Origin of the sequence: Flavobacterium sp. (genome assembly GCF_046073885.1) — a bacterium.
Taxonomy (GTDB): domain Bacteria; phylum Bacteroidota; class Bacteroidia; order Flavobacteriales; family Flavobacteriaceae; genus Flavobacterium.
Genome location: NZ_JBJTND010000001.1, coordinates 1 through 10,529, shown reverse-complemented (window position 1 = coordinate 10,529; position 10,529 = coordinate 1). Strand labels below are relative to the sequence as shown.

9 protein-coding genes, 1 tRNA gene and 1 pseudogene are annotated in these 10,529 nt (G+C 35.1%); 6 read left to right on the top strand and 5 right to left on the bottom strand.

Annotated elements, in window-relative coordinates; genetic code table 11:
* From ACKOWY_RS00055 to ACKOWY_RS00045, 3 genes and pseudogenes are all read left to right on the top strand, one after another.
* Positions 1-240, top strand: a pseudogene (locus ACKOWY_RS00055) (MATE family efflux transporter); the annotation flags it as partial.
* A gap of 60 nt (positions 241-300) precedes the next feature.
* Positions 301-1,206 carry a prohibitin family protein gene (locus ACKOWY_RS00050; protein WP_408939403.1) on the top strand — a complete coding sequence of 302 codons (906 nt, stop codon included), beginning with the start codon at positions 301-303 and terminating at the stop codon, positions 1,204-1,206.
* A gap of 26 nt (positions 1,207-1,232) precedes the next feature.
* Positions 1,233-1,460 (top strand): hypothetical protein, encoded by a 228-nt coding sequence (locus ACKOWY_RS00045; RefSeq protein ID WP_396146116.1) that lies wholly within the window; start codon positions 1,233-1,235, stop codon positions 1,458-1,460.
* A 2-nt stretch (positions 1,461-1,462) separates the two neighbouring features.
* On the opposite strand, the gene meaB is transcribed toward ACKOWY_RS00045, so the two are convergent.
* Positions 1,463-2,548 carry a methylmalonyl Co-A mutase-associated GTPase MeaB gene (gene meaB / locus ACKOWY_RS00040; protein ID WP_408939402.1) on the bottom strand — a complete coding sequence of 362 codons (1,086 nt, stop codon included), beginning with the start codon at positions 2,546-2,548 and terminating at the stop codon, positions 1,463-1,465.
* A 90-nt stretch (positions 2,549-2,638) separates the two neighbouring features.
* On the opposite strand from meaB, the gene ACKOWY_RS00035 reads away from it, so the two are divergent.
* On the top strand, positions 2,639-4,036 hold the full coding sequence (locus ACKOWY_RS00035) for an FAD-binding oxidoreductase (RefSeq protein WP_408939401.1): 1,398 nt from the start codon (positions 2,639-2,641) through the stop codon (positions 4,034-4,036).
* Here ACKOWY_RS00035 and ACKOWY_RS00030 read toward each other — a convergent pair whose 3' ends face one another.
* The 4 genes from ACKOWY_RS00030 to ACKOWY_RS00015 form a co-directional block, all read right to left on the bottom strand.
* Positions 4,037-4,534, bottom strand: a complete 498-nt coding sequence (locus ACKOWY_RS00030) for a hypothetical protein (RefSeq protein WP_408939400.1) — start codon at positions 4,532-4,534, stop codon at positions 4,037-4,039. It lies immediately after the preceding gene.
* 35 nt (positions 4,535-4,569) lie between these two features.
* A complete protein-coding gene (gene rimO / locus ACKOWY_RS00025) occupies positions 4,570-5,871 on the bottom strand; it encodes a 30S ribosomal protein S12 methylthiotransferase RimO (RefSeq protein WP_408939399.1) in 1,302 nt (433 codons plus the stop codon).
* Between the two features lie 213 nt (positions 5,872-6,084).
* Positions 6,085-7,605, bottom strand: a complete 1,521-nt coding sequence (locus tag ACKOWY_RS00020; RefSeq protein ID WP_408939398.1) for an OmpP1/FadL family transporter — start codon at positions 7,603-7,605, stop codon at positions 6,085-6,087.
* 31 nt (positions 7,606-7,636) lie between these two features.
* Positions 7,637-8,731, bottom strand: a complete 1,095-nt coding sequence (locus ACKOWY_RS00015; RefSeq protein WP_408939397.1) for a hypothetical protein — start codon at positions 8,729-8,731, stop codon at positions 7,637-7,639.
* A gap of 100 nt (positions 8,732-8,831) precedes the next feature.
* On the opposite strand from ACKOWY_RS00015, the gene proS reads away from it, so the two are divergent.
* Positions 8,832-10,310: a proline--tRNA ligase gene (gene proS / locus ACKOWY_RS00010; protein WP_408939396.1), complete on the top strand. Its 1,479-nt coding sequence runs from the start codon at positions 8,832-8,834 to the stop codon at positions 10,308-10,310.
* 78 nt (positions 10,311-10,388) lie between these two features.
* Positions 10,389-10,460, top strand: a tRNA-Glu gene (locus ACKOWY_RS00005).
* Positions 10,461-10,529 lie beyond the last annotated feature (69 nt).

The window sequence follows — 10,529 nt, the reverse complement described above, 5'->3', positions numbered from 1 at the left end:
ATTCAGGTGGTTGTTTTAGGAGCTTTACGAGGTTTGCAAGACGTTACAATTCCGATGTACATCACGTTTGTTGCCTATTGGATTATTGGTTTTCCAATTTCATATTATTTAGGCGAATACACCGAATTGAAAGCAATTGGGGTGTGGATTGGTTTGTTGGCAGGTTTATCTGCGGCAGCATTATTTCTTTATATTCGATTTCATTTTATTACAAAGAAGTTGATAAAAGAAAATTCATAACTTCTAGTTTGTAACAATTATACAAAACCTTCGTATAACTATAAATTAAAAACATTTAAAATGATACTATTAATTATTATTGGGTTTATTTTGGTTATTGCGGGTTATACTCTAAAAGACAATGCTAATCCGTTATCTAAGTTTTCTGGTACTATCCGAATCATTGGTTTTTTAGTGATAGGATTAGGGATTCTTTCTTCTATGTTCAAGCAAATTGATGCGGGTAAAGTAGGGGTTAAGTCACTTTATGGAAACGTGCAACCTGACATTTTAGAAAGTGGCTTGCATGTGATTAATCCGTTATTAGATATTATGGTGTTTGATGTGCAAACACAAAACTATACCATGTCTGCCATTCATAATGAAGGGGCTCAAGAAGGTGATGATGCCATTCGAGTACTGTCTAATGATGGTTTGGAAGTGGTAATTGACTTAACTGTTTTATACCGTGTTATACCTAATGAAGCACCGAAAATCCTTAAAGGAATTGGTGAAAATTATACCGATAAAATTGTGCGTCCAATTACAAGAACCCGTATTCGAGACAACGCAGTTTATTATGATGCTGTGGCATTATATTCTACCAAAAGAAATGAATTTCAACAACGAATTTTTAAAACGATTGAAGATGACTTTAAAAAAAGAGGTTTAGTTTTAGAACAATTGTTGATTAGAAATATTAATTTGCCAACTTCAGTTAAAACTACAATTGAAAGTAAAATTAATGCCGAGCAAGATGCTCAAAAAATGCAATTCGTTCTTCAAAAAGAAAAACAAGAAGCTGAGCGTAAACGAGTAGAAGCGCAAGGTATTGCAGATTATCAGAAAATTATTTCAACTAATTTAACTGACAAACAATTGCAATACGAACAAATTAAAGCTCAAAAAGAGTTGGCTGCTTCCCCAAATACTAAGATAATTTTTATGGGGAAAAACAATGGTTCTGTAATATTATCAGATAAATAATACCTTAAATTCCAAACAATATAAATATGCAACTTCCAAAATTTGTAATAGCAGATAACTCTGATTTTCCTGAAGATATTTTCATCATTCATTTAGATTTCCCTCGTTTCATCATTAATTTAAAAGATGATGAGGTTGAATTTCTAGAAGATCTTGAAGGCGAAGACGAAACCGAATTAGAGTCCGAAATGGAGCATTTAATTACGCTAGCAGGTGAGTTTTATGATAAAGAGATGAAACTATACGAAGAATAGTTTTATTGTTTAGAATAAACTTTTAATAAATTCATAGCAGCTGCAAATGGTGATATTTCATCATTTTGCACTGCTTTTTTGTTTTCTTCCAATAGTTTGATAATTTCAGGATGGTTGTAGAAATTAGACTGCAATTGTTCGTTTATCGTTTCCAACATCCAAAACTGATTTTGATCGTGTCTTTTTTGTTCGAAATAATTGTTTTTTTTGACCAATAATTGGTATTCCGATAGGGTTTTCCATACTTCCGGAATGCCTTCTTTGGTATACGAACTGCAAGTAGTTGCAGAAGGTATCCACCCCGATTTTTTCGCAGGAAATAGGTGTAAAGCACGATTGAATTCCGTTTTTGCTAACTTGGCTTTATTGATATTGTCTCCATCGGCTTTATTAATTACAATAGCATCCGCCATTTCCATAATTCCGCGTTTAATGCCTTGTAATTCATCTCCAGCTCCTGATATTTTCAGCAGTAAAAAGAAATCCACCATGCTGTGAACGGCAGTTTCACTTTGACCCACACCCACAGTTTCAATGATAATGGTGTCAAAGCCAGCAGCTTCGCAAAGTATAATTGTTTCTCGTGTTTTCCGAGCTACTCCGCCAAGAGTTTCTCCAGAAGCGCTAGGTCGTATATAGGCATTTTCATCTTTAACTAATTCTTCCATTCGGGTTTTATCGCCCAAAATACTTCCGTGTGAAATCGTACTGCTTGGATCTACTGCCAAAACAGCTACTTTCTTTCCAATTGAAGTTAGGTGTTTTCCAAAAGCTTCAATGAAGGTGCTTTTTCCAACTCCAGGAACCCCTGTAATTCCAATTCGAAAGGATTTATTAGCATGTGGTAAACAAGCTTGAATAATAGCAGTTGCCTTTTCTAAATGTGCCGAATTGGTGCTCTCAACCAAAGTAATTGCTCTGCTTAATGCGGTTTTGTCACCTGCTAGGATGCCTTCAATTAATTCTTCTGCAGAAGGTTGTTTACGACGTAACTGCTGAATAACTTCCAAAGATGAAGTACTCACGCTAGGAGGCTGATTTACACCCTCTTTTTCTGTTAACGCCGATTTTTTTGAAGTTGGTTTCAAATTATTGAATTTCTAAAGACAAATTTACATAAAAAATAGAGCCATTATCATTTATTTATTATTTTTACTACTCAATTTAGTATGATTCAAATGCAACCAGAAATACTTCAAAAACTAACCGACATAGTTGGTGCTGCTTATATTTTTACCGATCAAGAAACGCGAAACCATTACGGTCACGATGAAACCGAAAATTATGTTTTTCCACCAAGTGTTGTTGTTAAACCAGCTAATGCAAAAGAAATTTCGGAAGTATTAAAAGTAGCAAACGATTATAAAATTCCGACTACACCTATAGGCGCACGAACCGGTTTGAGTGGTGGTGCTTTGAGTATTTATCAAGGCATCGGACTTTCGATGGAGCGATTGAATAAAATTATAGAAATAGACGAGCAAAATTTACAAGTAATTGTCGAACCTGCTGTTATTACTCAAGTACTTCGTGAAGCTGTTGCAGAAAAAGGGTTGTTTTACCCTGTTGATCCTAGTAGTCAAGGTAGTTGTTGGATAGGAGGGAATGTTGCTGAAAATTCTGGAGGTGCTCGTGCAGTAAAATACGGTGTTACCAAAGATTATGTACTGAACTTAGAAGTGGTGTTGCCTAATGGAGAAATCATTTGGACCGGTGCAAATACTTTGAAAAATTCTACAGGGTATAATTTAACGCAATTGATGGTGGGTAGTGAAGGAACGCTGGGAGTAATTACAAAAATTGTATTGAAGTTACTTCCGCAAAATACCCATAATATTTTAATGCTTGTGCCTTTCTATCATGCAAGTCAGGCTTGTGAGGCTGTTTCGGCAATCTTTAGAGCCGGAATTGTTCCAAGTGCTTTAGAATTTATGGAGCGCGATGCAATTGATTGGTCTTTAAAATTTGTTGACGGATTAAATGTTCAGGTTAAAGAGGATGTACAAGCACATTTACTGATTGAAGTTGATGGTAATTACCCGGATGTTTTAATGCTTGAAGCAGAAAAAATAATGGGAGTGGTAGAGGAGTTTGAAATTGATGAAGTTCTTTTTGCAGATACCGAAGATCAAAAAAATGCTTTATGGAAAATGCGCCGTTCGGTGGCAGAAGCTGTAAAAGCTAATTCTATTTACAAAGAAGAAGATACCGTGGTGCCAAGATATGTTTTGCCCGAGTTATTGCAAGGAATTAAAAGTATAGGAAAAAAATACGGATTCCAATCGGTTTGCTATGGTCACGCTGGAGATGGAAACCTGCATGTAAATATTATAAGAGGTGCTTTAAGTGAAGAAGCATGGAAGATTGAAGTGCCAAAGGGAATCAGAGAAATTTTTGAATTAACCGTTTCTTTACGAGGAACACTTTCGGGTGAGCATGGAATTGGTTTCGTTCAAAAAAACTTTATGGATATTGCTTTTTCAAAAAACCATTTAGAATTAATGGAACGAATTAAGTATGTTTTTGATCCAAATAATATTTTAAATCCAGGGAAGATTTTTCCAGATAGTTTGTAATTAATTTCGCATTGACATGCGGTATTTTTCCATGCGTTCTTTTCTTTCTTCGATGTACTTTTTATATTTTATTTTTTGATCTGGATTCAGATAAGTGTTAATTATACGATCTGTTTTTTCGTTAATTGCATCAATCTCTTTTAATTTATCTTCATTCGAAATTTCAGATTTAGTAACGGCAAAAATACTTTTAGAGCTGGATTCAATCTCTTTTCGGATGACAATTACTTGTAAATCGTCAAGATTTAAATCTTTTGAAACTTTTTCTATGCTTTTATTAATGTTATCTTCTCTTTCCTTTTCTAAATCTTCTGGGCTTTTATTTCTTCCGTAATTATTGGTGTTTTGAATACTTTGTTGGTTTTGCATTCTATTCATTCCGCCACCATACATTCCGCCATTCATACCACCACCGTACATACCTCCATATTGAGCAGAACATGTAAGAACTCCAAAGAAAATTAGACTAACTAAAAAAACTGTTTTTAAAGATTTCATAATTTAATTTTAATAAGTTAAAGATATAAAAAATATTAAGCAGGTTCTCCGTATAAATCATATTCTGTAGCATCAATAATTTTGATTGTTACAAAATCTCCTGTTTTTAAATAGTATTTAGAGGCATCAATTAGTACTTCATTGTCTACATCCGGACTATCAAATTCGGTTCTTCCAATAAAATAAGTGCCTTCTTTTCGGTCAATCACACATTTGAAAGTCTTACCAACTTTTTCTTGATTTAAATCCCAGGAAATTTGAGATTGTAAATCCATTATTTCAGCTGCACGAGCTTTTTTCACTTCCTCTGGAACATCATCTACTAAAGCATAGGCGCCAGTATTTTCTTCATGCGAATAGGTAAAACAACCCAATCGTTCAAATTTCATTTCTTGTACCCACTCACGCAAAATTTCAAAATCTTCTTGGGTTTCTCCCGGATAACCTACAATTAAAGTAGTTCTTATAGTTATCCCCGGAACTGCTTTTCTAAATTCTTGAAGTAATTTAGTGGTTTTTTCTTTGGTAGTCCCACGTTTCATCGACTTTAGGATGTTATCCGAAATATGTTGCAGCGGAATGTCAATATAATTACAAATCTTAGGTTCGTTACGCATCAATTCCAAAACATCCATAGGAAATCCGGTAGGGAAGGCGTAATGCAAACGAATCCATTCAATGCCCTCTACTTTAACTAAGTTTTCTAATAATTCGGCTAGATTTCGTTTTTTGTATAAATCCAAACCATAATAAGTCAAATCTTGTGCGATAAGAATCAGCTCTTTTACTCCGTTTTTCGCCAATCCTTCAGCTTCTTTCACCAATTTTTCAATAGGTTGCGAAACGTGTTTGCCACGCATTAACGGAATCGCACAAAAACTACAAGGACGATCACAACCCTCTGCAATTTTTAAATAAGCGTAATTTTTCGGAGTCGTTGTTAATCGTTCTCCAAGCAATTCGTGTTTGTAATCGGCACCCAGTGCTTTAAGTAATAGAGGCAATTCGGTAGTGCCAAAGTATTGGTCTACATTGGGTATTTCTTTTTCTAAATCCGGTCGGTAGCGTTCAGATAAACAACCAGTAACAAATACCTTATCTACAATTCCATTTGCTTTTTTATCAGCATATTCCAAAATGGTATTCACCGATTCTGCTTTGGCATTATCAATAAAACCACAAGTGTTTATTACCACTATGTTTCCTTCTTGTTCATGCACAACCTCCTTACCACTTGCTTTCAATTGCCCCATTAGCACCTCACTATCGTAAGTGTTTTTAGAACATCCAAGCGTAATGACATTGATTTTATTTTTCTTTACCGATTTGGTTCTCATACCTTTGTTTTATTGGAATGCAAAATTACAGTATTTATTTTAAGGAGCGAAACTTTCGGGCATTTTTGGTGTCCCTTTTCCCGCTTTCGCCTTTAGTCTCGTTACGTTCCTTCACGAGAGCTATCGGCTCTATCGGGGCTAACCCCAAAATGTATTGAATAAAAAAAACCATCCGAATAAAGAATGGTTTAATTAAGAACTATTTTTTTTAGATTACAATTCAAATAATAGCGTTACACTAACCGTATTGTTAACCGAATTTATTCTAGCAGCATCAGTTAAACCTTGAGAGAAAAACTGTTGGTTGAAATCGCGTTTTGCATAAGCATAAGCAACATCTAATTTGGTGCTACCAAAATTATAACCAAATCCTGTAGAGAAACTAGTTAGGTCTCCAATAGTAGTTCCATCTTTGTATGGGCTTTGTTCCCAACGATATCCGCCTCTAAGACTTACTTTCTTGATTTTGTATTCACCGCCAATTCGAAACTCATATGCTGAAGTTAGAGAATTTGACATTAAGTTATTAGTAGCAGCGAAATCTTGTTTTGGTCTGTAGGTGGTATTTGCATAATTTTTTGATGCTAAATCCATGCTAATTAAACCTCTTTTTCCAAATAAATAAACTAAACTTCCAGATAGTTTACTTGGAGTTTGTAAATTATAAGGTACAAAAATCATCGTGGTATTAGGATCGGTGACTACAGTAGAATATTGATTGACATTTGGCGTAGCACTTAATCCATATCCAGAAGTCACAATTCTTTGACTTAATTCATCGGTTAAACGATACCATGTTGGAGATTCATAAGACAATCCAACACGAAATTCTTTAGAAGGCTTAAAGATAGCTCCCAATTGAAACGAAAACCCACTTCCATAGGTGTATAGGTCATTGCTGAAACGAATTACATCAACTGTTGATCCAGTTGGGTATTTCGAATTTCCATTTGATTCGTAAAAACTACTTGATTGTCTGTAATCCAAAAAGTGAGAGTTAAGATTCAAACCAAACAACCATTTATCGGTGTATTGTCCAGCAAAGTTAAAGGTAGCCTTGCTATTGTATCCAGTAGAGTGAATTTTGTTTTCTTGATAATAATTTCCACCTGTAGCAATATTTGTGTAATAGCTTGTATTATTGCTTGTCGAAGAAGTAGGGTCTATAATATAGGAATTGTAGCCTAAATAAGCTTGTTGCTCGTTGTAATACAACTCATCAAAATAGTAATTAGAGTTGTTAATATTTCCTAATGCAACTCCGTTTGCATAACTCAAAAAGTATTTGTCTACCGAATTATTAGGGTTTGTTCCAGCAGATAAAATTGTGTTGTCTAAATTTTTTGCATTTTCATAGTTGATAGAAAAAGCAAATTTTCTCCAATCACTATTACGATCTTGATTGTTAAAAACAAATACGGCACCCGCCTGGTTTACATCAAATGAGTTTTTGTTATCGGAAGTTGAATTACCAAAATAGTTTGATTTATTATGGTTGTTAAAATTAGATAAAGTAAACCCAACCTGATTATTAGCAAAGATCAAGGAGCCTGCAGGGTTGATATTTAATGAAGAAAAATCACCTCCTACAGCACCAAAAGCACCGCCCATAGCTCTATAACGAGCAGTTCCGTTTAGATCAGTTTGCGCAAATCGCAACGCATCATTTATGTCTTGAGCGTTTACTGAATGAATCAGTGTACCGAATAATACAAATGCAAATATTTTTTTCATAGCTATTCTAATTTATGAATTTGGGAAATTATTAGCGTCTTCCGCCACCACCAGATCTTCCGCCACCGCCACCAAAGCCACCGCCACCACTAAAACCACCTCCACCAGAAGATCTAGGTGAAGAATAAGTTGGGGTAGAAGGTGTATATGATCTTGGGCTAGACTCACTTGGTGAGTAGTTTCTAGGTGTGTTGTAGTCGTTATAATTTGTTCTAGGTGTATTGTAATTAGACCTAGGCGTATTGTACTCATTACTATTAGATCTTGGTGAGTTGTTGTAATTAGATCTAGGAGTGTTGTAATCGTTGTAATTGGATCTAGGAGAGTTATTATAGTTAGATCTAGGAGTAGTAGTACTATTGTAATCACTTCTTGTAGAAGGGTTATTGTAGTTTCTAGAGCCAAAAACTCCAGAGTTTCTGCCGCCATTTGTAATATTTCCCCTACCACCAGAAATAACTCCACCATTAGGACCACCTACATAATTAGTGTTTCTTCTTCCGCCAGAATGAGCATAATGATGACCTAAATTACCACCGTACCAACCCCAGTTATTGTAGTTGTAGCCATAATATCCGCCATAATAACCTCCACCATAATAACCATACCAGCTAGGTCCATACCAAGAATTCCATCCCAATCCCCAACCTGGGTAGTAATAATTGTTGTATCCCCAGTAATTTCCATACCAGCCATTATTCCAACCCCAATTATTGTAGTATCCCCAATGGTTTCCTGCCCAACTGTTGTAATAACCCCAATTATTCCAACCATTATTATAAATATTAACGGTTACATTATCAGAACTATTTGATCCCCAACCACCATAGTTAGTTGTTGGAGCAGCTTTTTGACTTTTTACAGAATCATTTGTTGAGGTGTAGGCATCAACATTTGTAAAAGTTTGTTCGTTGTCTTTGTTTAAGTTGCTAAAATACTCTTTATAGTAGCCACTATTGTTTGATTCAGTAACTCTAGGTTTTTGATTTTCGTCTACTCCATAAACGCCGTCATTGTCGTAATACGATGAATTTTGAAAAGAACCACATGAGTTTGTTACTAAAGATAGTATTCCAAAGAGTGATAAAACAGTGATTTTCATGCGAGAAAAATAAAATGTTTTCATAACTGTAGCGTTTTTATTGTTGGACATTACAAAAATAGTTAGTTTTGCGGAACTATTTAGTTAAAATAAGTTAAACAATTTTTGTGCCAAACTAATTCTCATGAGTAAGAACTTAACAAAGCGATCGGAAGACTATTCCAAATGGTATAATGAACTAGTGGTTAAAGCAGATTTAGCCGAAAACTCTGGTGTTAGAGGGTGTATGGTGATTAAGCCTTACGGTTATGCAATTTGGGAAAAAATGCAAGCAGAACTTGACAGAATGTTTAAAGAAACAGGTCATAGTAATGCCTATTTTCCATTGTTTGTTCCTAAAAGCATGTTTGAGGCTGAGGAAAAAAATGCGGAAGGATTTGCAAAAGAATGTGCTATTGTTACTCATTACCGATTAAAAAATGATGAAGATAAGCCAGGTAAATTAATGGTAGATCCAAATGCCAAACTAGAGGAGGAGCTTATTGTTCGTCCAACTAGTGAGGCAATTATTTGGTCAACCTATAAAGGATGGGTTCAGTCATACAGGGATTTGCCTTTATTAATAAACCAATGGGCTAATGTGGTTCGTTGGGAAATGCGTACCCGATTATTCTTGCGTACGGCTGAATTTTTATGGCAAGAAGGGCATACCGCTCACGCTACCAGATCGGAAGCGATTGAGGAATCAGAGAAAATGATGAATGTATATGCTGATTTCGCTCAAAATTTCATGGCGATTCCTGTTGTAAAAGGATTAAAAACTGAAACAGAACGTTTTGCAGGTGCTGAAGAAACCTATTGTATTGAAGCATTAATGCAAGATGGAAAAGCGCTACAAGCAGGTACTTCGCATTTCTTAGGTCAAAACTTTGCAAAAGCATTTGATGTTAAATTTGCTTCCGCAGAAGGAAAACAAGAATACGTATGGGGAACTTCATGGGGAGTTTCAACACGTTTAATGGGAGCGTTAGTAATGACGCATTCGGATGATAACGGATTGGTTTTACCTCCAAATTTAGCTCCAATTCAAGTTGTAATTGTTCCGATTTTTAAAACAGATGAAGAGTTTGAGCAAATTTCACAAGTGGTCACTTCTTTAATGGCTCAATTCAAAAAACTAAATATTTCTGTTAAGTTTGATAATAGAACTACTCAGAAGCCTGGATTTAAATTTGCAGAATGGGAACTAAAAGGAGTGCCTGTTCGAATTGCTGTAGGTCCAAAAGATCTTGAAAACGGAACTTACGAAGTAGCTCGTAGAGATAATCTTTCTAAAGAAGTAGTTTCTAAAGATACCGTTGTTAACTATGTAAGTGACTTACTAGAAACAATTCAAAACAGTTTGTTCCAAAATGCACTAGATTACAGAGCCAATCATATTACAGAAGTAAATTCGTTTGAAGAATTTAAAGAAGTATTAGAAAATAAAGGCGGATTTATTTCTGCACATTGGGATGGAACTGCAGAAACCGAGGAAAAAATTAAGGATTTAACTAAGGCAACCATCCGTTGTATACCTTTAGACCGAATTGAAGAAGAAGGAAAATGTGTTTTTTCTGGAGGCAAATCTGCTGGTAGAGTGCTATTTGCAAAGGCGTACTAAAAAAAAATAAAAAAAAAATACAACTTGACTTGCGCGAATAAAAAATAGTTGTATTTTTGCATCCGCATTTAAGCAGTAGGCCCGTTCGTCTATCGGTTAGGACGCCAGGTTTTCATCCTGGTAAGAGGGGTTCGATTCCCCTACGGGCTACAAAATTAGTTGTAAATAAGTTTTTTAAACTAAAAGTTGGTGTCTCGATTTTTATTTTATTAGTTAAAA

What these genes read in the sequence shown, in the direction of transcription:
- ACKOWY_RS00050 (WP_408939403.1), top strand. Translation starts at nt 301, where the DNA reads ATGATACTATTAATTATTATTGGGTTTATTTTGGTTATTGCGGGTTAT.
- proS (WP_408939396.1), top strand. Translation starts at nt 8,832, where the DNA reads ATGAGTAAGAACTTAACAAAGCGATCGGAAGACTATTCCAAATGGTAT.
- ACKOWY_RS00030 (WP_408939400.1), bottom strand. Translation starts at nt 4,534, where the DNA reads ATGAAATCTTTAAAAACAGTTTTTTTAGTTAGTCTAATTTTCTTTGGA.
- rimO (WP_408939399.1), bottom strand. Translation starts at nt 5,871, where the DNA reads ATGAGAACCAAATCGGTAAAGAAAAATAAAATCAATGTCATTACGCTT.
- ACKOWY_RS00045 (WP_396146116.1), top strand. Translation starts at nt 1,233, where the DNA reads ATGCAACTTCCAAAATTTGTAATAGCAGATAACTCTGATTTTCCTGAA.
- ACKOWY_RS00015 (WP_408939397.1), bottom strand. Translation starts at nt 8,731, where the DNA reads ATGAAAACATTTTATTTTTCTCGCATGAAAATCACTGTTTTATCACTC.
- ACKOWY_RS00035 (WP_408939401.1), top strand. Translation starts at nt 2,639, where the DNA reads ATGCAACCAGAAATACTTCAAAAACTAACCGACATAGTTGGTGCTGCT.
- ACKOWY_RS00020 (WP_408939398.1), bottom strand. Translation starts at nt 7,605, where the DNA reads ATGAAAAAAATATTTGCATTTGTATTATTCGGTACACTGATTCATTCA.